General features: G+C 66.8%; 19 protein-coding genes. 6 read left to right on the forward strand and 13 right to left on the reverse strand.

Translation table 11 applies throughout. The annotated features are described in order from the left end of the window. Nucleotides 1-25: 25 nt before the first annotated feature. From lpdA to purB, 6 genes are all read right to left on the reverse strand, one after another. Nucleotides 26-1,462: a dihydrolipoyl dehydrogenase gene (lpdA, locus tag AC5P9C_RS02025; RefSeq protein WP_049467622.1), complete on the reverse strand. Its 1,437-nt coding sequence runs from the start codon at nt 1,460-1,462 to the stop codon at nt 26-28. Nucleotides 1,463-1,525: 63 nt separating this feature from the next. After that, a complete protein-coding gene (gene sucB / locus AC5P9C_RS02030; protein WP_057495046.1) occupies nt 1,526-2,731 on the reverse strand; it encodes a dihydrolipoyllysine-residue succinyltransferase in 1,206 nt (401 codons plus the stop codon). A gap of 40 nt (nt 2,732-2,771) precedes the next feature. Continuing rightward, entirely contained in the window at nt 2,772-5,603 is a 2,832-nt protein-coding gene (locus tag AC5P9C_RS02035; RefSeq protein ID WP_049467626.1) for a 2-oxoglutarate dehydrogenase E1 component, read from the reverse strand. 186 nt (nt 5,604-5,789) lie between these two features. Then, nucleotides 5,790-6,686 carry a GNAT family N-acetyltransferase gene (locus tag AC5P9C_RS02040; RefSeq protein ID WP_049467628.1) on the reverse strand — a complete coding sequence of 299 codons (897 nt, stop codon included), beginning with the start codon at nt 6,684-6,686 and terminating at the stop codon, nt 5,790-5,792. A gap of 9 nt (nt 6,687-6,695) precedes the next feature. Beyond that, nucleotides 6,696-8,111: a ribosomal protein uL16 3-hydroxylase gene (locus tag AC5P9C_RS02045; protein ID WP_103281824.1), complete on the reverse strand. Its 1,416-nt coding sequence runs from the start codon at nt 8,109-8,111 to the stop codon at nt 6,696-6,698. 589 nt (nt 8,112-8,700) lie between these two features. After that, nucleotides 8,701-10,068, reverse strand: coding sequence for an adenylosuccinate lyase (purB, locus tag AC5P9C_RS02050; RefSeq protein ID WP_074724862.1), 1,368 nt, complete (start codon nt 10,066-10,068; stop codon nt 8,701-8,703). 292 nt (nt 10,069-10,360) lie between these two features. Here purB and AC5P9C_RS02055 point away from each other — a divergent pair, with 292 nt between their 5' ends. Continuing rightward, nucleotides 10,361-11,800 carry a class II fumarate hydratase gene (locus tag AC5P9C_RS02055; RefSeq protein ID WP_197639702.1) on the forward strand — a complete coding sequence of 480 codons (1,440 nt, stop codon included), beginning with the start codon at nt 10,361-10,363 and terminating at the stop codon, nt 11,798-11,800. Between the two features lie 105 nt (nt 11,801-11,905). Here the strand turns inward: AC5P9C_RS02055 and AC5P9C_RS02060 are convergent, their stop codons facing one another. From AC5P9C_RS02060 to AC5P9C_RS02085, 6 genes are all read right to left on the reverse strand, one after another. Beyond that, nucleotides 11,906-12,331 (reverse strand): hypothetical protein, encoded by a 426-nt coding sequence (locus tag AC5P9C_RS02060; RefSeq protein WP_032953534.1) that lies wholly within the window; start codon nt 12,329-12,331, stop codon nt 11,906-11,908. A 106-nt stretch (nt 12,332-12,437) separates the two neighbouring features. Beyond that, nucleotides 12,438-13,043: a YggN family protein gene (locus AC5P9C_RS02065; RefSeq protein WP_312557581.1), complete on the reverse strand. Its 606-nt coding sequence runs from the start codon at nt 13,041-13,043 to the stop codon at nt 12,438-12,440. 29 nt (nt 13,044-13,072) lie between these two features. Continuing rightward, nucleotides 13,073-13,960 carry a DUF4097 family beta strand repeat-containing protein gene (locus AC5P9C_RS02070; RefSeq protein ID WP_130767887.1) on the reverse strand — a complete coding sequence of 296 codons (888 nt, stop codon included), beginning with the start codon at nt 13,958-13,960 and terminating at the stop codon, nt 13,073-13,075. A 24-nt stretch (nt 13,961-13,984) separates the two neighbouring features. Further along, nucleotides 13,985-15,013: an ABC-2 transporter permease gene (locus AC5P9C_RS02075; protein WP_343542782.1), complete on the reverse strand. Its 1,029-nt coding sequence runs from the start codon at nt 15,011-15,013 to the stop codon at nt 13,985-13,987. Continuing rightward, nucleotides 15,010-15,885, reverse strand: coding sequence for an ABC transporter ATP-binding protein (locus AC5P9C_RS02080; protein ID WP_053460829.1), 876 nt, complete (start codon nt 15,883-15,885; stop codon nt 15,010-15,012). Before AC5P9C_RS02080 ends, AC5P9C_RS02075 begins: the two co-directional genes overlap by 4 nt. Then, on the reverse strand, nt 15,885-16,244 hold the full coding sequence (locus tag AC5P9C_RS02085) for a GntR family transcriptional regulator (protein ID WP_006453095.1): 360 nt from the start codon (nt 16,242-16,244) through the stop codon (nt 15,885-15,887). The genes AC5P9C_RS02080 and AC5P9C_RS02085 overlap by 1 nt, the downstream gene beginning before the upstream one ends. Nucleotides 16,245-16,848: 604 nt before the next feature. Here AC5P9C_RS02085 and AC5P9C_RS02090 point away from each other — a divergent pair. From AC5P9C_RS02090 to AC5P9C_RS02110, 5 genes are all read left to right on the forward strand, one after another. Continuing rightward, nucleotides 16,849-17,436, forward strand: a complete 588-nt coding sequence (locus AC5P9C_RS02090) for a glutathione peroxidase (protein WP_049464346.1) — start codon at nt 16,849-16,851, stop codon at nt 17,434-17,436. Between the two features lie 96 nt (nt 17,437-17,532). Then, entirely contained in the window at nt 17,533-18,510 is a 978-nt protein-coding gene (locus tag AC5P9C_RS02095; protein WP_032962085.1) for an FKBP-type peptidyl-prolyl cis-trans isomerase, read from the forward strand. A 23-nt stretch (nt 18,511-18,533) separates the two neighbouring features. Then, the gene (locus tag AC5P9C_RS02100; protein WP_049464354.1) at nt 18,534-19,883 is read left to right on the forward strand and encodes a UDP-glucose dehydrogenase family protein; all 1,350 of its coding nucleotides are present in this window, start codon (nt 18,534-18,536) and stop codon (nt 19,881-19,883) included. Then, nucleotides 19,876-20,118, forward strand: coding sequence for a SlyX family protein (locus tag AC5P9C_RS02105; RefSeq protein WP_005410256.1), 243 nt, complete (start codon nt 19,876-19,878; stop codon nt 20,116-20,118). The genes AC5P9C_RS02100 and AC5P9C_RS02105 overlap by 8 nt, the downstream gene beginning before the upstream one ends. Before the next feature lie 10 nt (nt 20,119-20,128). Further along, complete coding sequence (locus tag AC5P9C_RS02110; RefSeq protein ID WP_312557576.1) at nt 20,129-20,836, forward strand: DUF2058 domain-containing protein; 708 nt, start codon at nt 20,129-20,131, stop codon at nt 20,834-20,836. A 50-nt stretch (nt 20,837-20,886) separates the two neighbouring features. Here the strand turns inward: AC5P9C_RS02110 and AC5P9C_RS02115 are convergent, their stop codons facing one another. Then, nucleotides 20,887-22,065, reverse strand: a complete 1,179-nt coding sequence (locus AC5P9C_RS02115; RefSeq protein ID WP_329849010.1) for an MFS transporter — start codon at nt 22,063-22,065, stop codon at nt 20,887-20,889. Nucleotides 22,066-22,109 lie beyond the last annotated feature (44 nt).

Raw genomic sequence — 22,109 nt, forward strand, 5'->3', positions numbered from 1 at the left:
GCCAGCGGCCGGCACTGCCGGACGATCAGTTCGCCTTGTGGATGGCGCGCTTGCTGACCGCCATCGCCGCGTCGTGGACCACTTCCGACAGCGACGGGTGGGCGTGGCAGATGCGGGCCAGGTCATCGGCCGAACCGCTGAACTCCATGGTCAGCACGCCTTCGTGCACCAGCTCGGAAACGTTGGCGCCGACCAGGTGCATGCCCAGGATGCGGTCGGTTTCGGCATGGGCCAGGATCTTCACGAAGCCTGCCGGTTCGATCATCGCCACGGCACGGCCGTTGGCGGCGAACGGGAAGCTGCCGGCCTTGTACGGAATGCCTTCGGCCTTCAGCTGGGCTTCGGTCTTGCCGACCCAGGCCAGTTCCGGCTCGGTGTAGATGACCCACGGAATAGTGTCGAAGTTGACGTGGCCCGGCAGGCCGGCGATCAGCTCGGCCACCGCGATGCCTTCCTCGAAGCCCTTGTGTGCCAGCATCGGGCCGCGCACGCAGTCGCCGACCGCCCACACGCCGTTGACGCCGGTGTGGCAGTGCGCATCGACTTCGATCTGGCCGCGCTCGTTGACCTTGACGCCGGTGCCTTCGGCCAGCAGGCCCTTGGTCGCCGCGCGACGGCCCACGGCCACCAGCAGCTTGTCCACGGTCAGGGTCTTTTCGCCTTCCGCGTCGGTGTAGGTGACGATGACTTCCTTCTTCTTGCCCTTGCCGGTGATCTCGGTCTTGGAGACCTTGGCATTGAGCTTGATGTCCAGGCCCTGCTTCTTGAATTCCTTGGCAGCCGCCTTGGCCACTTCGGCATCGGCAGCCGCCAGGAACTCCGGCATGGCTTCCAGGATGGTGACTTCAGCGCCCAGGCGCTTCCACACGCTGCCCAGTTCCAGGCCGATCACGCCGGCGCCGATCACCGCCAGGCGGTTCGGCACTTCGGTGAAGTCCAGGCCGCCGACGTTGTCGACGATGGTCTCGCCGTCGAACTTGGCGAACGGCAGCTCGATCGAATCCGAGCCGGCGGCGATGATGACGTTGGTGCCCTTCAGCTCGACTTCCGAACCGTCGTGCTGCTTCACCTTGACCACGTTGCCCGGCTGCAGCTGGCCGAAGCCGTAGTAAGTGGCGACCTTGTTGGCCTTGAACAGCATGGCGATGCCGCCGGTGAACTGCTTGACGATCTTGTCCTTGCGGCCAACCATCGCCTCGACGTCGATCTTGGCATCCTTGAAGCTGATGCCGTGGTCGCCAAAGATGTGGCCCATGTTCCAGTACTGGCGCGAGGAATCCAGCAGCGCCTTGGACGGGATGCAGCCCACGCGCAGGCAGGTGCCGCCGAGGGCCGGCTTGCCGTCCTTGCCCAGCGCTGCGTCGATGCAGGCGGTCTTCAGGCCCAGCTGGGCCGCGCGGATGGCAGCGTGGTAACCGGCCGGGCCAGCACCGATGACGACGACGTCGAATTGTTCAGCCATTGAATTATTCCTTGATGCATTACCAGAACCCCTCCGCGCAGGCGCGGAGGGGCGGGAGGTTTCTTACAGGCCGAACAGCATGCGGCCCGGGTTTTCCAGCTGGTTCTTGATGTCCACCAGGAACTGCACCGAGTCCTTGCCGTCGATGATGCGGTGGTCGTAGGACAGCGCCAGGTACATCATCGGCGCGATCACGACCTGGCCGTTCTGGGCGATCGGACGCTCCTTGATGGCGTGCATGCCCAGGATGGCGCTCTGCGGCGGGTTGATGATCGGGGTCGACAGCAGCGAACCGAAGGTGCCGCCGTTGGTCACGGTGAAGGTGCCGCCCTGCAGTTCTTCCAGGCCCAGCTTGCCGTCACGGGCCTTCTTGGCGTAGTCGGCGATGGTCTTCTCGATGTCGGCGAACGACATGCGCTCGACGTTGCGCAGCACCGGCGTGACCAGGCCCTTCTCGGTCGAGACGGCGATCGAGATGTCCGAGTAGCCGTGATAGATGATGTCGTCGCCGTCGATCGAGGCGTTGACCAGCGGGAAGCGCTGCAGCGCGTTGGCGGCGGCCTTCACGAAGAAGCTCATGAAGCCCAGCTTGATGCCGTGGGCCTTGACGAACTCGTCCTGCAGTTCCTTGCGCGCCGCCGACACCTTGGACAGGTCGACTTCGTTGAAGGTGGTCAGCATGGCGGTCGAATTCTTCGACTCCATCAGGCGCTCGGCAATGCGCTTGCGGATGCGGGTCATCGGCACGCGCTCTTCCGGGCGTGCGCCACCGGCCTTGCCGGCGCCGCCGTTGCGGGCGAAGTTGACGATGTCTTCCTTGGTGACCGCGCCGCGACGGCCGGTGCCGTCGACATCGGCCGGGTTCACGCCTTCAGTGATGGCGGTGAAGCGGGCGCCCGGCGGCAGCGCATCGGCGGCCGACTTGGCGGCCGGGGCCGGCGCAGCGGCAGCGGCCGGAGCCGGAGCGGCGGCGGCGGCCGGAGCAGCGGCCGGAGCGGCCTCGGCGGCCGGGGCCGGAGCAGCCGCAACGGCGCCTTCCTCGATGATCGCCACGACCTGGCTGGAGGTCACGGTCGAGCCTTCGGCGAACTTGATTTCCTTCAGCACGCCGTCGACCGGCGACGGCACTTCCAGGACGACCTTGTCGGTTTCCAGGTCAAGCAGGTTTTCGTCGCGCTTGACGGCGTCGCCCACCTTCTTGTGCCAGGTGGCGATGGTGCCGTCGGCGACGGATTCGGGCAGTACCGGGGCTTTGACTTCGGTGGCCATGCGGGAGCTTCCTGGTTTGTCTTCTAAATAGGGGGGAGAGTTATTCAGCGACCTGGTCGTTGAACGGGTTGACCAGTGCGTCGGCGATCAGCTGCTGCTGCTCGCGGACGTGGTCAGCCATGTGACCGGCAGCCGGCGAGGCCGAACGTGCGCGACCGGCGTAGTGCAGGTTCTGGCCGTCGGCCAGGCAGAACTGCAGGTGGTGGCGGATCTGGTACCACGCGCCCTGGTTCTGCGGTTCTTCCTGCGTCCACACCACGTCGGTGGCCTTGCCGTACTTCTTCAGTTCGGCCGCCAGCAGCGCACGCGGGAACGGATACAGCTGCTCCACGCGGATGATCGCCACGTCGTCCTGGCCGCGCTTGATCTGGTCCTCCAGCAGGTCGTAATAGACCTTGCCCGAGCACAGCACCACGCGCTTGACCTTCTTGGCGTCTGCGTTGGCATCGCCGATCAGGTGCTGGAACTCGCCGTTGGCCAGCTCGTCCAGGGTCGACACGGCCAGCTTGTGGCGCAGCAGCGACTTCGGCGACATCACCACCAGCGGCTTGCGGGTGGTCATGTGCAGCTGGCGACGCAGCATGTGGAAGGCCTGGGCCGGGGTCGACGGCACCACCACCAGCATGTTCTCCAGCGCGCACAGCTGCAGGAAGCGCTCCAGGCGCGCCGAGCTGTGTTCCGGGCCTTGCCCTTCATAGCCATGCGGCAGCAGCAGGGTCAGGCCGGAAATGCGGCCCCACTTGGCTTCACCGGCGGCGATGAACTGGTCGATCACCACCTGGGCACCGTTGGCGAAGTCGCCGAACTGGCCTTCCCAGATGCACAGCGTGTTCGGATCGGTGGTGGAGAAGCCGTACTCGTAGGCCATCACCGCTTCTTCGCTCAGCAGCGAATCGATGACGGTGGCCTTCTCCGGCGAATCCACCAGCTGCCGCAACGGCATGTAGTAGTTGTCGGTCTTCTGGTCGTGCAGGATCGCGTGGCGGTGCGTGAAGGTACCGCGGCCGACGTCCTGGCCGACCAGGCGCAGCGCATGGCCTTCGTCGAGCAGGGTGGCGTAGGCCAGGTTCTCGGCAAAGCCCCAGTCGCCCGGGATCTCGCCGGCGGCCATCTTGCGGCGGTCGTCATAGACCTTGGCCACGCGCGAGTGCAGCTGCACTTCATCGGGAATGGTGTTGATCAGCTTGGCCAGCTCGACCAGCTTGTTCTTCTCGACCTTGGTCGAGACCGGGTCGGACAGCTTGCCTTCCAGCAGCTTCGGCCAATCGACGAACAGCGGGCTGCTCGGCGGGGTCTTCTCGACCTTGGCCAGCTCGGTGGTCACTTCACCGGCGTCCAGCTTCTCGCGGTAGGCATCGACCATCGCCTTGCCGGCGCCGGCGGCGATCACGCCCGCCTTTTCCAGCTGCTCGGCGTACATCTCGCGGGTGGTCGGGTGCTTGCGGATCACCTGGTACATCAGCGGCTGGGTGATCGCCGGTTCGTCGGCCTCGTTGTGGCCCCAGCGGCGGTAGCACATCAGGTCGATGACCACGTCCTTGGCGAACGTCTGGCGGAACTCGAAGGCCAGCTGTGCGGCGAACACCACCGCTTCCGGGTCATCGCCGTTCACGTGCAGCACCGGGGCGGCAATCATCTTCGCCACGTCGGTGGCATAGCGCGTGGAACGCGTGTCCAACGGGTTGGAGGTGGTGAAGCCGACCTGGTTGTTGACCACGATGTGCACGGTGCCGCCGACGGCGAAGCCGCGGGCCTGCGACATCTGGAACAGTTCCATGACCACGCCCTGGCCGGAGAAGGCCGCGTCGCCGTGGATCAGGATCGGCATCACCTGCTTGCGCGCGGTGTCCTTGCGGCGCTCCTGGCGCGAACGCACGGAGCCGGCCACGACCGGGTCGGCGATTTCCAGGTGCGACGGGTTGAACGCCAGCGCCAGGTGCACCGGGCCGCCATCGGTGGCGACGTCGGCGGAGAAGCCCATGTGGTACTTCACGTCGCCGGCCGAGGCGTGCTCGTCGTGCTCGAACTTGCCTTCGAACTCGTCGAACAGCTTGCGCGGGTTCTTGCCCAGGGTGTTGACCAGCACGTTCAGGCGGCCACGGTGGGCCATGCCGATCACCACATCCTTGACGCCATCCTTGCCGGCGTTGCGGATGATGGTGTCCATCATCGGGATCAGCGAATCGCCGCCTTCCAGCGAGAAGCGCTTCTGGCCGACGTACTTGGTGTGCAGGTAGCGCTCCAGGCCTTCGGCCGCAGTCAGGCGCTCCAGGGTGCGGCGCTGGGTGTCAGCGTCCAGCTGGTAGTTGCCACCGGCGGCTTCCAGCTTCTTGTAGATCCACTGGCGCTGCTCGACCTCGGAGATGTGCATGAACTCCGCACCGATCGAGCCGGTGTAGGTCGCCTTCAGGCGTGCCAGCAGGTCGCGCAGCTTCATGCGCGGCTGGCCGCCGACGCCGCCGGTGCTGAACTCGCTGTTGAGGTCGGCATCGGACAGGCTGTGGAACGCCAGGCCCAGGTCGGGCGTGTTGACCGGCGCGGCCAGGCCCAGCGGATCGAGGCGGGCGTCCAGGTGGCCGCGCGAGCGGTAGGCGGTGATCAGACGACCGACATTGCGCTCGCGCTCGTCGCCCGCACCGGTGCCGGTGCCAGCTTTCAGCGCATCCTTGGCCGCGTCCGCGATGTGGGAGATGACGGCCGAGTGCGGAATGTCACCTGCTTCGCGGCCCTTGAAGCCGTCAAAGTAGGTTTTCCATTTGGGATCGACACTATCCGGGGAGACCAGGTACTGCTCGTACAGGTCCTCGACATAGGAGGCGTTGCCGCCGGCGAGTTGCGAAGATTGCGCAAACTGCTTCAGTTGATTGTCCACGATGGAGGGTGTTGATTCGCTTTGTGGGGTATGGCTTCAGAAGGACCCGGCAGGAAGATGAATAGCCCTGCGCGGGCGCGTTCAAACAGCCAAATTGTACCCCCAACGGGACACGAAGGGGCACCACCGCGGGCATCCCACGTCCGCCGGTGCCGGTTCCAGACAGGTTGGGTCAGCAGCGCCGGCTCAGATGCCGAGCGCGCGCAGTTCGCTGCAATCGCGCGAACGGTCCCAGACACGCTGCAATTGCTGCTCGAACGGCTGCGAACGTGCCGGCAGCGCGATGCCGGCCTCGCCGTCAAGGCGATGGCCGATCAGACGAAAGTAGAAGTCGCCCGCATCGTTGAGCAGGCAGGCCGAGGCCAGGGCGCGGTCGACCGGGTCGCTGACCTCGCGGAACTGGATCACGCTGGGCAGGCGCTGGGCCAGCGCCAGCAGTGGCGCGCCCGCAGAGGCGATCGCGGCGGCGTCATGCACGATCACCCGCAGCTGCTTGTCGTGACGGGCGGTGACGAAGCGGCGCAGGGCGGCCTGCACCGGCGGCGCGTCGAGCAGCCCCGGGTCCAGCTGGCGGCTGTGCAGCCACAGCTGGCGGCGGGCGCGGTGGACGATGGCGGTGGTGATGGCCACTGCTTCGGCGCGGCTGTCGATCGCGCTGGCCGCGCCCAGCCGGCGGCGCATCTGCTGGTGGCCGATGCCGGCCTCTTCGAACACCTCGCCTTCCGGCAGGAAGCCCTGGCGGGCATAGAAATCGCGGGCCGGCAGCTGGGCGTGCAGGTGCAGCTCAGCCAGGCCGAGCCGGCGCCCGGCTTCAACCAGGGCCTCAAGCAGGGCCTGGCCGACCCCCTGGCTGCGATGACTGGCCAACACCGCCATGCGGCCGATGCGGCCATCCGGGGCCAGCCGGCCGGTGCCCACCGGCTGGCCATCAGCGTCCAGCGCCAGCACATGGGCGCTGACCGGGTCCAGCGCATCGCGTTCCAGCGCCGCTGCGATGCCCTGTTCCTGCACGAACACGCGCTGGCGCACGTCGTGGATGGCGGCGTGGGCATCGGCGTGGCTGACCTGCTGGATCCGGATCATGGCGAGGGCTCAGGCACGGCCCGTGTCGCTGTCGTCTTCCTCGTCATCCTCGAAGTTGACGATGACTTCGATGCCGTCGTCGTGCACGGTCACGGTGTGGACATCGTCGGACACCGCGTCGGCGTCGATCGCATCCACGCGGTCACGGCCTTCGACGACCTCGCCGAGCACCACGGCATCCTCGCCGTCGTCCTCGTCTTCGGCGCCATGCATTTCGCTGGGATCGATCAGCTGGAACACGCCGCCGACCAGCAGCTGCTGGAGCACGGCACGGCCTTTGTCGGACAGGCCGCGATAGGCGGCGGCATCGAGCTGTTCGGCGCCGGCCAGGCGCTGGGCGTCCTTCACCGGCAGCGCGAAGTCCTGGCCGCTGACGTACAGGCTGGCACCGCGCTTGGCCCGGCGCCAGGCCAGGCGTGCCCACGGGTGACGCTGCAGCAGCAGGCCCGAGGCCAGCGCCTGGACCACTTCTTCCGGTGCTGGCGCGGCCTGGTGGGCCATCACTTCGCCAGCGGCGCGGTAGGTGGTGATGAAGCGGCCGAACCAGTCGCCCAGCTTGTCCGGGTCGTTCATGCGGATGGCGTTGAGCGCAGTGATCACCCGTGCCATCGCCACCGTGTCGATTTCGTTCGGGTCGGCCGGTACCTTCAGGTCGGCATCCTGGTAGCGGATGTTCTCGTCGGCATCGGCGATCAGGGTGTCCAGGTAGTCGCTGATCAGCTCGGCCGACGACGGTGCACGCATGCCGAACGAGAAGGTCAGGCAGGGGTCTTCGGCGACGCCATGGTGCGGCACGTTCGGCGGCAGGTACAGCATGTCGCCCGGCGCCAGCACCCAGTCGTGGGTGGGCTTGAACACCTTCAGCAGCTTCAGCTCCACGTCCGGGCGGAAGCCCAGCGGCGGCTGCCTGCCCTTGATCGATTCGCTGGCATCGATCTGCCAGCGGCGATGGCCGTGGGCCTGCAGCAGGAACACGTCGTACTGGTCGACGTGGGCGCCGACCGAACCGCCGGTCGCGGCGAAGCTGATCATCACGTCATCCATGCGCCAGCGCGGCAGGAAGCTGAAATGCTCGATCAGGGCGCGTACGTCGGGGTCCCACTTGTCCACGTCCTGCACCAGCAGGGTCCAGTCGTGGTCGGGCAGGGCGGGGAACACGTCTTCCTGGAACGGGCCGGTGCGCACGCGCCAGCCGTCCTGGGTCTTGTCATGCTCGATCAGGCGCGCCAGCACGCCTTCCTCGCAGGCCAGCCCGGCCAGGTCTTCCGGCTGCACCGGGGTCTGGAAATCGGGGAAGGCCTTGCGGATCAGCAGCGGGCGCTTCTGCCAGAAGTCGCGCAGGAAGGTGGCCGGCGCCATGCCCAGCGGCTGGCCGGGGCGGGCGGTGACTTCGATCAGGGGGGCGGAGGACTTGCGGGCGGCCATGGGGGAATCCTTGCAGCGGAAAGCGGGAGGGGCGGCGTGGCGGGCCGCCAAGGGTTCCATTGTCCGCCGTTCGTCGGGATTGCGCACGTGCGGTGGCTTGTCGCGGGGTGTCCGGCCAACGGCGGAGCCCCTCGTGGCGGGGTGGTTGGTCGCGCAAAGCGCTGGCTTCATGGGCTGGGCCGGGCGGGGTGGGTTCGCGGGACACGCCGTAAACCCCCCTCCGGGGTCCGGCCCAGCCGCTGGCGGCTGTGCGTTCGGGCGCTTGCGAAGCAGTGCTTCGCAAGCAAAGCGCCCTCACCCCTGGGGGCTCGATGGCGCCATCCATGGCGCCAACGGTCCCGCGAACCCACCCCGCCCGGCCCCTGGCAGGCCCGCCACGGAATGGAAGAAGAAGATCAAAGGCAACAGCGGGTCGCGCGCTGCGCTTGCTCATGCCAAAGCAAAAGAGGGACGCGGCGAAGCCGCGTCCCTCTTTCAAATTCCGCCCCGCCCAGCTAGCAGCAATCCAGAGCCGCTCTTGACGTTGCTATTGCTGTTGCCGTTGCCTGCCGCAGGCAGCGCCTGCGGCCGCCGCCGCAAAGGAAACCCCTTAGATCTTCTTCGCCAGCGCCTCGGCCAGACCGGTGTAGCTGCCGGGGGTCATCTCCAGCAGGCGCTGCTTCGCATCCGCCGGCAGCTCCAGCCCCTGCACGAACGCACGCATCGACTCGGCCGTGATGCCCTGGCCGCGGGTCAGCGCCTTCAGCTGCTCATACGGGTTCGGCAGGCCGTGGCGGCGCATCACCGTCTGCACGGCCTCGGCCAGCACTTCCCAGGCTGCGTCCAGATCGGCATCCAGGCGCTGCGGGTTCACTTCCAGCTTGCCCAGGCCCTTGGCCAGCGAATCCAGCGCCACCTGGCTGTGGCCGAACGCGGTGCCCAGTGCACGCAGCACGGTGGAATCGGTCAGGTCACGCTGCCAGCGGCTGATCGGCAGCTTCGCGCTGAAGTGCTCGAACAGCGCGTTGGCGATGCCGAAGTTGCCTTCGGCATTCTCGAAATCGATCGGGTTGACCTTGTGCGGCATCGTCGACGAACCGACCTCGCCTTCCTTCAGGCGCTGCTTGAAGTAGCCCAGCGAGATGTAGCCCCAGATGTCACGGGCCAGGTCGATCAGGATGATGTTGGCACGGCGTGCGGCATCGCCGATCTCGGCGACGTTGTCGTGCGGTTCGATCTGCGTGGTGTACGGGTTGAACACCAGGCCCAGGCCGGTCACGAAGCGCTCGGCGAAGGCCGGCCAGTCCACGTCCGGGTAGCTGGCCACGTGGGCGTTGTAGTTGCCGACCGCGCCGTTGATCTTGCCGGTCAGCTCGACCGCAGCGATCTGCCGGCGCTGGCGCTCCAGGCGGGCGACCACGTTGGCCAGTTCCTTGCCCAGGGTGGTCGGCGAGGCGGTCTGGCCGTGGGTGCGCGACAGCATCGGCTGGCCGGCCTGGGCATGGGCCAGGGTACGCAGGGTGCTGGCGATGCCGTCCAGGGTCGGCAGCAGCACCTCGCGGCGCGCCTGTTCCAGCATCAGGCCGTAGCTGAGGTTGTTGATGTCTTCGCTGGTGCAGGCGAAATGCACGAATTCCAGCGCCGGCGCCAGCTCGGCGTCATCCTTCAGCTGTTCCTTGATGAAGTACTCCACCGCCTTGACGTCATGGTTGGTGGTGCGTTCGATCTCCTTCACGCGCGCGGCCTGGGCCGGGCTGAAGCGGGCGGCCAGCGCGCGCAGGCGGGCGATGGCAGCGTCGGAGAACGGGGCCAGCTCGACGATGCCCGGCTCGGCGGCCAGGGCCAGCAGCCACTCCACTTCGACCGTGATGCGGGCCTTGATCAGGCCGTACTCGGAGAAGATCGGGCGCAGGGCGTCGACCTTGCCGGCATAGCGGCCATCGAGCGGGGACAGGGCGAGCAGGGCGGAATCGGACATGTCGGCAGGGCTGGGGCGAGCGGCGGGGCCGATATTCTACGACGTGCCGGTGAGGTAGTGCCCGCCGCAGGCCGGCAACCACGCCCGGCCACGCCTCCATGGATTGCCGGCCAGCAGCCGGCAGTACCCTTGCGCACGCAGAACGGCCGTGCAGACGGAACGTTCTGGCCCGTCCTCGTCATCCCACGCTACCGGCAACGGAGTATTGTTGGCGCAGCCGCCAGCCCGGGAAGCGACACCCTGCCAGCCGCCGCTTCCCTTTCCCCAACTGAAGTAGTGCGGAGTTGATGCAATGAGCAAAGCTGCAAGCAAGGGTGCCACCCCGGGATTCCGGATCGAACATGACAGCATGGGTGAGCTGCAGGTGCCTGCCGATGCCCTGTGGGGTGCGCAGACCCAGCGTGCCGTGCAGAATTTCCCGGTGTCGGGCCAGCGCATGCCGCGCGGTTTCATCCGTGCGCTGGGCCTGGTCAAGGGCGCGGCTGCCGGCGTCAACGCCGAGCTGGGCCATCTGCCGAAGACCTTGGCCAAGGCCATCCAGGCCGCTGCCGCCGAGGTGGCGGCCGGCGACTGGGACGCGCATTTCCCGATCGACGTCTACCAGACCGGTTCGGGTACATCCTCGAACATGAATGCCAACGAGGTCATCGCCACCCTGGCCAACCGTGCCGGCAAGGCCGGCAAGGCCGCTGTGCATCCCAATGACCACGTCAACCAGGGGCAGAGCTCCAATGACGTCATTCCGACCGCGCTGCGCGTGTCGGCGGTGCTGGCCGCGCACGAGCAGCTGCTGCCGGCGCTGGTGCACCTGCGCAAGACCCTGGACAAGAAGGGCCGCAGCCTGCGCAAGGTGGTCAAGACCGGCCGTACCCACCTGATGGATGCGATGCCGCTGACCTTCGAGCAGGAGTTCGGCGCGTGGTCGGCACAGCTGGCTTCGGCGCAGGAGCGCATTGAGGACAGCCTCAGGCGCGTGCGTCGCCTGCCGCTGGGCGGCACCGCCATCGGCACCGGCATCAACGCCGACCCGCGTTTCGGCGCGCAGGTGGCCAAGGCACTGAAGCAGCAGACCGGGTTCAAGTTCGACAGCGCCGAGAACAAGTTCGAAGGCCTGGCCGCGCAGGACGATGCGGTGGAACTGTCGGGCCAGCTCAATGCGCTGGCCGTGGCGCTGATAAAGATCGCCAATGATCTTCGCTGGATGAACGCCGGTCCGCTGGCCGGGCTGGGCGAGATCGAACTGCCGGCACTGCAGCCGGGCAGCTCGATCATGCCGGGCAAGGTCAACCCGGTGATTCCGGAAGCAACCGTGATGGCCTGCGCGCAGGTGATCGGCCACCACACCGCGATCACCGTGGCCGGGCAGACCGGCAACTTCCAGCTCAACGTCACGCTGCCGCTGATCGCGGTGAACCTGCTGGATGGCATCGGCCTGCTGGCCAATGTGTCGCGGCTGCTGGCCGACAGCGCGATTGCCGGGCTGAAGGTGCGCGAAGACCGTGTTGCCGAGGCGCTGTCGCGCAATCCCATCCTGGTCACGGCGCTGAACCCGATCATCGGCTACGAGAAGGCAGCGGCCATTGCCAAGCGTGCCTACAAGGAACAGCGCCCGGTGCTGGACGTAGCGCTGGAAGACAGCGGCCTGCAGGAAGCGGAACTGCGCCGCCTGCTGGACCCCACCGCGCTGACTGCCGGTGGCATCCACGCGGGGGGCGGTGGCGGCGGCGGTTGACGCGCCGGTCGTAGGGCCGAGCCCATGCTCGGCTGCTTCCTCGGCCTGAGCCGGGCATGGGCGCGGCCCTACAAGAGGAAACGCCGCCCAGGGGGCGGCGTTTTTTCAGCGACGGTCGGCGACGATGTTGCCGAAGGTGTCGGTGTAGTCCTTGAACTCGGGGATGCGCTGGACCAGGTCGGCCGGGATCACTTCCATGCCTTCCGGCGGCTGGATCTTCACCGGCTGCATGTTGGGATCGGCCGGGGCGGCGACCAGGGTGTTCTGGCGCAGCACCTGCAGCCTGCCGAACATCGTCTGCAGCATCTGCTTCTGCCCTTCGTCGAGCGGGATCTGGATCTCGTCCACCTTCATCGTGCCATCGCCGAGGATGATGATGTTCGGTGCCGGCGGGCGACGCACGGTCACCATCCCTTCGCTGACGGAAATCTTGGGCTTGCCGCGCTCGGCGCGGTGGTTGCGGTAATCCTTGTCACAGCCGACCAGGCCCAGGCAGAGAAGGGCGGCCAGCAGCAGGAACAACTTCTTCATGGCATTCGGTTCGGGGGCGTCCGGGGCCGACATTGTAAGCCGGTCGGCACGTTACGGCCGGCAGCGGGGAGCCGCTGCCGGCCGGGTGCGCTGATCTGTCACAGGCCTAGCGCTGGACCACGGTGTCCTTGCCGCAGTCGTCGACGTCACTCTGGTCCATCGTGGCGTACGGCTTGAACGCGGGCAGCGATGCGGCCAGCGCCTGCTGGCTGGCCAGCATCGCCGGCATGCGGTTGCAGATGCGCTTGGCCTGGGCTTCGATCTTCTCCGCCTCGGCATTGATCCGCTTCTCGATGCCCTCGCTGTCGCCGCTGAAGATGCCCTTCAGGGCCTCTCCGGCAGCACTGGCGCCGAGCTTGGCACCGGCCAGGCCGACATCCATGCCGTCCATTGCAATGGCAACGACGTGGCCGCGGTATTCCAGCAGCTGCCGGCGCTGAGCCTCATCGGCCGGCACGTCCTTGCCGCCGATCAGCAGCCGCCCGTCCGGCGTGATCTCCGCACGCGGCTGCTTGTCGGCGGAAATCTTGATGTTGCCCTGGGTGATGTCCTTGCGGGCATCGTCCATGGCCTCCTTGACCGTCTGGCCGACCCCGCTGGTCGCCTCGGCCACGCTTTTGCCGACGGTGGTATCAGGCGTGGAGGACGTGCCGCCGCAGGCGATCAGCGGCAGGCACAGCAGGGTGGCAGGCAGCACGCGCAGCAGATTCATGGCAGTGTCCTCGATCGGTCCGGTGGCGGTTACTTTTTGCGGGGCAGGGTGACGGTGCCGCTGACGTTGCGGTGGCCCACGTCGCCGCTGCCGCTGTGGTCGACGGTCAGGCTGCCGCGCACGCCATCGACCTGGATGTCACCCGAGCCGTGGCTGCGCACATGCACGCTGCCGCCGATGTCGGACAGGTCGACATCGCCGGAGCCGACCACGCCGACCTCGACGTTGCCCTGCACGCGCTTGAACCCGACGTCGCCGGACCCGACGGTGTCCAGCCGGGCGTTGCCGCGGACATCGCTGAGCTTCAGGTCACCCGAACCCACCGTGCCGGTGACCGCATCGCCGCCGATGTTGCGTGCCTTGACGTCGCCAGAGCCCAGCGACAGCAGGTTCAGCGAGCTGCCGCCGTCGATGTCCAGGTCACCCGAGCCCACCGCTGCGTGGATGCTGCCACGGGTGCCACGGATGATGGCATCACCGGAGCCGACATCCACGCTCAGCGACTGCGCGTTGTCCACGCTGGCATCGCCGGAACCGACCTTCAGCTGCAGCGGCAGGTTGTCCGGCACGCTGCCACGGATGTCCAGCCAGGCATAGCTGCTGCCCAGGCTGATGCCGCTGTCGCGGCCTTCGCGGCGCAGGCTGACCACCAGCTTGTCGCCTTCCTTCCGCTGGTCCAGCACCAGCTGGTCCAACCATTCCTGGCTGGAGGCGCAGGCGCGGCCATCCAGCTGGCCACCGCCCTTGCTGGCGACCACCTTCAGGTCATGCTGGTTCACCTCGAGCACCACCGCCTTGGCGCCGGATGTCTCCAGCTTCAACGTACGGGCAGCGGTGAACTTGCAGTTCGGAGCATCGGCGGCCAGCACCGACAGCGGCAACAGCAACAACGCAGAACAGGCGAGCAGGGAACGCATGGTGATGCCTCCAGGTGGATGGGATCAGATCTCGCCGGCGCGCTTGCGCAGGCGGATGGCAAGGATAATGAACACGGCACCGACAGCGGCACCGATCCACAGCTCCGGCATCGCCAGCGACTTCAGCTGCGAGGCCGGCGACATCAGGCTGACCACCGATTCGAGATCGCGGCGCGCGCCTTCACCGGCGCTGAGGCGATACAGCAGGTCCATGCCCGGCACGCCGCCCAGCAGCAGGCGGCCGACGATGTTCTGCCAGAACCAGCCGGTGGTCAGCCCGACCAGCGGCATCACCTTGGTGGTGCTGACGATGACCCCGGCGAACAGCGGCAGCATCACCGCCCACAGGAACGGCTTACTGCGGGCCCAGGCCGAGCACAGCAGCAGCCAGCCGGCGGTGGGCAGGGCCCACAGCGCGTAGACCGGAATCCAGGCCAGGTGGCCGGCGGCCAGGGTCAGCGGACTGGACGGGCCCCAGATCAGCGTCATCGGGCTGCCGCCATGCATCAGCGCGACGACGCTGATCACCAGCAGGAAGCCGAGCATGGTGATGATGCCGGCGATCACCGCGATCAGCGGGGCCACGATCAGTGCGCTGATCACCTTGGAAAGGACGGTCTGGGTGTCCGACAGCGGCAGCGATTTCCAGAACAGGATGCTGCGGTCGCGGCGGTCGTCGTACAGCGCGCCCAGGCAGTAGAAGAACACCACGAAGGCCAGCACCAGGAACGGCCAGGCCGAGCTGAGCACCAGGGTCAGGTCGAGGCCGTTGCCGAGGTCGGCCAGGTCTTTTGCGCTGATGTCGCGGGTCAGCAGCGCCAGGTCCAGGCCGTTGATGTTCACGTTCTCGCCATCGACGTGCAGGTTGCCATCACGCGCGGCGCGGTGCAGCGCGAACAGGCCGAAGGCGATACCGATGGTGCTCATCACCAGCGAAATCAGGCCGGCGATCAGCGGCGCGTACAGGAAACCGCCACGGTTCTCCCAGTATTCGCGCTTGAGCAGCCAGCGCAGGGTGCCCATCGGGCTGACGGGGTGGTTGACGGCATTCATGCGTAGGTCCCCTTCATGATGGCGACGAACAGGTCGGCCAGGCCCGGGCTGCGGGTCTCGCCAAGCGTGGAAAGCTGGGCGCGCGGCACGCCGTCGAACAGCATCACGGTCTTGCCGAACGCCAGGCTGCGCTCGTCGATCGGCTTCAGCGCACGTGCGGTATCCAGCTGGTCGGCATTGACCAGCAGTTCGGTGTAGCGCTGGCCGACGTCGTCCATTTCCGCATCCAGCACGATGCGGCCGTCGCGGATGAACATGACATCGCTGAGGATGTGCTCGATTTCCTCGACCTGGTGGGTGGTGACGATGATGGTCTTCTGTTCGTCGAAGTAATCTTCCAGCAGGCGCTGGTAGAACTCCTTGCGGTACAGGATGTCCAGGCCCAGGGTGGGCTCGTCCAGCACCAGGATGCGTGCGTCGATGGCCATCACCAGGGCCAGGTGCAGCTGCACGATCATGCCCTTGGACAGTTCGCGCACGCGCTGCTTCGGCTGCAGCTTGGTGTTGGCCAGGAAGCGTTCGCAGCGGGCGCGATCGAAACGCGGGTGCACACCGGCCACGAAATCGATCGCTTCGCGCACCTTCAGCCAGCGTGGCAGCACGGCGACGTCGGCGATGAAGCAGATGTCGTTCATCAGCTCGTCGCGGTGCAGCCGCGGGTCGCGGCCGAGCACGCTCAGCTCACCTTCCACCGAGGTCAGGCCGAGAATGGCCTTCAGCGCGGTGGTCTTGCCGGCGCCGTTGGGCCCGATCAGGCCGACGATGCGCCCGCTTGGAATGCTGAAGCTGGCGTTGTCGAGCGCCACCGTGGTCTTGTAGGCCTTGCGCAGGCCTCGGGCGGTGATGACCGCTTCACTTGCAGTGCTATTCATCAGACTTTCCCCTGGGGCAGCAATTCGTCGAGGCTCAGGCCCAGGCGCTGGATGCGTTCCAGCACCGCCGGCCATTCTTCATTGAGGAAGCGATCGCGCTCGCTGCTGCGCAGCTGCGTGGCCGCCTGTTCGGTCATGAACATGCCCAGGCCGCGGCGCTTCTCGACCAGGCCCTCATCGGCCAGTTCCTGGTAGGCGCGCGAAACGGTGATGGGGTTGAGTTGATAGTCGGCGGCCACCTGGCGCACCGAAGGCAGGGCATCGCCCGGCTTGAGGATTCCGTCGAGCATCATGGCGATCACGCGCTCCTTCAACTGACGGTAGATGGGAGCGCCGTCGCTCCACTGGATGTCGCTCATATTCAGCTCCGTGGGGTCAGCGGCTGGGCGAACGAGAAATACGGCATGGACAGGGAGCTGTGCAGCCGACGCGGGGGAGGGGGGGAGGGAACGGCATTCCCTGCCGGTGAAACGGTCGCGTCCTGCGGACTGTCGGGGGAGGCGGGGGGCGTTGGCGCGGCCAGCCAGGCCAGCACGATCAGGGTCGAAACAGCGGCGGCCGCAGGTGCGGTGAGGTTGCGACGGATCCGAGTGTTCATAGCTTCCCCCTGTCTCAGGTGACTGGTGTTGTATGCAACTATAACACCGGCACGCCTGCGTGCAACCCCTCGCCGTGCCCAACTGATGGCAGGGGTGGTCAAATCGCTGAAATATCGCCCTATCCATTTGATTGGAAAGGGAAATGAATTTTCCGCAGGGGCTGAGTCGGCGCTGCCTTCCATTCAGCCTTGTACATGCTATGTCATCACTGCGCGGTTGCTGCCGCACTGGACGGGCAAACGCCACGCCGCGCAAAGCCAGCGGCGCCCACCGCAGCAAGGGGCGCCGGGGCCCGGTGCTATAGTTCGGCCGATTCCCGGCCGCTACCGGCCGGCCCTGTGAATGGCTACCGCGGACTGTCTCCATGACCCTGCCGACCGTTACCCCGCGCCGCCTGCGCGGCCTGTCCCTGCTGACCCTGCTGGTGGCCGGGCTGGCCAGCTCCAGCCAGGTGCTGGCGGCCGACCTTCTCGACCTCGACTACCGCCCGCTGGCCAGCAAGCAGCAGGTCAACCTGCAGCAGCGCTACCACGGGCAGGTGCTGCTGGTGGTCAATACCGCCAGCAAGTGCGGCTATACCCCTCAGTACGAAGGCCTGGAGGCGCTGCAGAAGCGCTATGCCGGCCGTGGCTTCGCCGTGCTCGGTTTCCCGTCCAACGATTTCAAGGGCCAGGAGCCGGGTGACGAGAAGCAGATCCAGGATTTCTGCACGCTCACCTACGGCGTCAAGTTCCCGATGTTCGAGAAGGTGCACGTCGTCGGCGCAGAGGCCACGCCGCTGTACCAGCGGCTGACCGCGGCCACCGGCGTGGCGCCGGGCTGGAACTTCCACAAGTACCTGGTGGGCCGCGATGGCAAGGTCATCGCCCAGTTCGCCAGCAAGGTGACGCCGGACGATCCGCAGCTGACCGCCGCCATCGACAAGGCGCTGGCCGCAGCCGCCACGCATTGATATGCGGCACGGATGCCTCGACATCGACGGCATGCGTGCGACAATGCTTCTTTTCGCGCCGACGTCGGCGCCCAGACACTTCCAGGAATGCAGCGAATGAAGATGGGAATGCGCGGCGCCGCGGCGTCGGTTCTGATTCTGGCGATGGGCACTTCGGGTGTCGCTCTGTCGCAACAACCGGCTGCCCCCGCAGCCGCCAAGGAGACCGCAACCTTGAATTCCCCCAAGCAGAAGCTGGGCTACGCCATCGGCCTGGACGTCGCCAAGTCGTTCACCCCGATCGCCGATGAGATCGATGTGGCCGCGCTGCGCACCGCCGTGGAACGTTCGTTCGAAGGCCTGCAGCCGCAGATCACCCAGGAACAGGCCAAGGCCACCGATGCCGCACTGCGCCAGGTCGTGATGGCCCGCAGCGGGCAGCAGGTGCCGGGCATGGCGCCGGGTTCGCAGCCGCCGAAGGTCGACCGCGTCAAGGTGTCGCAGATGATCGGTTCCTACTCGGTCGGTCCGTCGCTGGCACAGCTGAAGGACGACATCGACGTCGCCTCGCTGTTTGACGCGATCAGCACTGGCCTGAGCAAGGGTCAGCCGAAGATGACGGAAGCTGACGCGACTGCCACCATCCAGGCGTTCATGGGCAGCAAGCAGGCTGAAATGCAGGCCAAGGCCGCCGCCGCCGCGCAGACCAACCGCGAGGAAGGCAACGCGTTCCTGGCCAAGAACAAGACCCAGCCGGGCGTGGTGACCACCCCGTCGGGCCTGCAGTACCAGGTCATCCGCCCGGGCAGCGGCGAGCGCCCGCTGCCGAGCAGCAAGGTGCGCGTGAACTACGAAGGCAAGCTGCTCAACGGCACCGTGTTCGACAGCTCCTATGGTCGCCAGCCGGCCGAGTTCGGCCTGGACCAGGTGATCAAGGGCTGGACCGAAGGCGTCGCGCTGATGCCGGTCGGTTCGAAGTACCGCTTCTGGATCCCGGGCGAGCTCGCCTACGGTGAGAACGGCACCCCGGGTGGCCCGATCGGCCCGAACGCGACTCTGACGTTCGACGTCGAGCTGCTGGGCGTCCTGCCGTAAGCGACCACGGAGCCAGCACGGACATGCGCGTTGCGATTTTCGGTACCGGTTATGTAGGGCTGGTGACCGGTACCTGCCTGGCCGATGTCGGCCACCAGGTGGTCTGCGTCGATATTGACCAGGCCAAGGTCGATGGCCTCAACCAGGGCATCATCCCGATCTATGAGCCGGGCCTGGAACCGATGGTGAAGGCCAACCACGCCGCGTCGCGGCTGACGTTCACCACCGATGCCGCAGCCGCGATCGGCCACGGCCAGGTCGTGTTCATCGCCGTCGGCACGCCGCCGGACGAGGATGGCAGCGCTGATCTGCAGTACGTGCTGGCCGTGGCCCGCACGATCGGCCAGCACATGAGCGTGCCGACCGTGGTGGTCAACAAGTCGACGGTGCCGGTGGGCACCGCCGACAAAGTACGCGCGGCCATCGCCGCCGAGCTCGCCGCACGGGGGGCCGACATCGCCTTCGACGTGGTGTCCAATCCGGAATTCCTGAAGGAAGGCGATGCCGTTGCCGACTGCATGCGCCCGGACCGCATCATCATCGGTGCGACCAGTGCCGAGTCGGTGGCGGTGATGCGGCGCCTGTACGCGCCGTTCAACCGCAACCACGACCGCGTGGTGGAAATGGACGTGCGCTCGGCCGAGCTGACCAAGTACGCCGCCAACGCGATGCTGGCGACCAAGATTTCGTTCATGAACGAAATCGCCAACATCGCCGAGCGTGTCGGCGCCGATGTGGAACAGGTCCGCCAGGGCATCGGCTCGGATCCGCGCATCGGCTGGCACTTCATCTACCCGGGCGCCGGTTATGGCGGCTCGTGTTTCCCCAAGGATGTGCAGGCACTGGCCCGCACTGCGCAGCAGGCTGGCCTGGAGCCGAAGCTGCTGAACGCCGTCGAAGCGGTCAACGATGCGCAGAAGGGACATCTGTTCGCGCTGATCCAGCGTCATTACGACAAGGGCGAGGATGAGGGCGTGCGTGGCAAGACCTTTGCCGTGTGGGGCCTGGCCTTCAAGCCGAACACCGATGACATGCGCGAAGCCTCCAGCCGCCGACTGCTGGCGCAGCTGTGGGAAGGCGGTGCAACGGTGCGTGCCTACGATCCGGAAGCGATGCACGAATCGCAGCGCATCTTCGGCGAACGCGATGACCTGGTGTTCTGCAGCAATGCCGACGAAGCGCTGCAGGGCGCGGATGCACTGGTCGTGGTGACCGAGTGGAAGCAGTTCCGCAGCCCCGATTTCCAGAAGCTGCGCGAGCAGCTGAAGGACGCGGTGGTGTTCGACGGGCGCAACCTGTACGAGCCGGCGGATGTGGAAGCGGCGGGCCTGGCGTATTACGGAATCGGCCGGGGGCGCTCGCTGCATGTCTGACCTGCTGCCAACCGAACGCGAGCAGGCGCTGGAAGCGCGCCTGGTCGAGCTGGAGATGCGCGTGTCCTTCCAGGAGCAGGCGCTGGCCGAACTGAGCGATGCGCTGGCCGATGCCCGCATGCAGGGCATGCGCAACGCCGATGTGCTGCGCGTGCTGCTGGAAGACCTGGGCAAGGTCCGCAACGCATTGAATTCTTCCGATCCGGCGAGCGAACCGCCGCCGCCGCACTACTGATCCGACCTCTATGAGCGATACCCTCCGCGACCAGCTGCTGGGCCTGGGCTTCAAGCCTGCGCCCAAGCCCGAGCGCAAGAATGATGCCCCCCGTCGTGACGGCCGCCCGCAGGGCAGGGGTGGCAACGGCAATGGAAAGCCGCAGGGCGCTGGCAAGGGCGAGCACACGCCCGGTGAGCGTCGTGGGCATGGCCGTGGTGGCCCGGGCAAGCCTGCTGGGCAGGCCCGCAGCGGCCCGGGCAAGCCTGCTGGGCAGGCCCGCAGCCAGGGCCCGCGCAAGCCGCGCAACGCCGAAGAGATGGATCTGGCCAAGGCCTATGCCATTCGCGCGCAGCGGGAAAAGGAAGAGCGCATCGAAGCCGAGCGCCTGAAGCAGGAAGAAGCACGCGTCCGCCGCGAGGCGAAGGCCAAGCTGGAAGAACTGCTGAAGGACAAGAGCCTGAATGCCGAGGCGGCCGACATTGCCCGCCACTTCCCGTACGGCGGCAAGATCAAGCGCATCTACGTGACCGCCGAACAGCTGACCGCGCTCAATGCCGGTGCGCTGGGCGTGGTCCAGCTCAATGGCCGTTACCTGCTGGTGACCGCCGAAGTGCTGGCCGAGTGCGAGGCGGTGTTTGCCGCATCGGTGGCGCTGAAGGTCGATCCGAATGCGCCGGCCGAAGAAGATCCATACGCCGATCCGCAGTACCAGGTACCGGACGACCTGGTCTGGTAAGCGGAAGCGCAGGATGATGAAAACGCCGGGCAGTGCCCGGCGTTTTCGTTTCAGCGGGCGCTGCGGCGCGCACGGATCAGCGGCAGGCTCAGTGCGAAGAAACAGAGCAGGGCGCCAACCAGGGCGAAGCCGCTGCCGGCGAGGAAGGCCGTGCGGCCGTCGTCGATCTTCCACAGCTGACCGGCGATCAGTGCGCCCAGCACGCCGCCCACGCCGGACGAGAAGCCGTACAGCAGGCCCTGGCCGTGACCGTTGAGCCGGCCCGGGAAGTAGGTGGCCAGCATCTGCATCGCAGCCGCGAAGAAGGCGGCAAAGCCCAGCGCATGCGCGGTCTGCGCCAGCAGCATCACCGGCAGGTTTTCGGGGAACAGGGCGGTCACCGCCCAGCGCAGGCAGGAACTGACCAGCGCGATCAACAGCATCCAACTGGCGTCATAGCGGCGGAAGAAGCGGCCGATGGTGAAGAACACGCCCACTTCGAAGACGACGCCGATGGTCCACAGCAGGCCGAGCGTGGAGGTGCGGTAACCGTGATGGTCCATGTAGACCGAAAAGAACGTGTAATACGGGCCGAATGACAGCTGCTCCATGAACGCGGCCAGGAAGAAGGCCAGCACCGGCGGGCGGCGCACGATCTGCCAGAAGCCGCTGGCATCGCCCTGGGTCCTGCCGATGTCGCGCGCATAGTGGTTGCTGAAGGCCGAGGCCACCAGCAAGGCGAACAGCGGCAGCATCATCCAGGGCAGCAATCCGGCGTGGTTGCTGGCGCCATCGCCTTCGATCAGCCAGCCGAACAGGGTGACCACGGCGATGAAGCCGAGTGAGCCCCAGACCCGGATCAACCCGTAGCGATGACTGTCGTTGCCCAGGTGAGTGAGGGTGATCGACTCGAACTGCGGCATCACCGCGTTGTAGAAGAAGCAGAACACAACCATGGCCGGGTACATCCAGGGCTGCGGAAGCGGCAGCAGGAACACCGCGAAGCTGAGCAGGGTCAACACGCAGCCGACGCGCAGCAGCCGGATCGGCCGTGGCGATGCCGCCGCCAGCGACGTCCAGGTGCTGGGTGCGATCACGCGGGTGGCGTACCACAGGCCCATCATCACGCTGATCGCGGTCACGCTCATGCCGCGCGCGGTCAGGAACAGGCTCCAGTACGGAGTGAACGCGCCCAGCGCCGCGTAGTAGAACAGGTAAAAGCTGGAGAGGCGGGCAACGGGAACGGTCATTGCGGAATGATGAGGCAAAAAGGGGACGGAGGGGATTAAGTCGC

Source organism: Stenotrophomonas sp. YJH_SMC_10 (assembly GCF_059371555.1).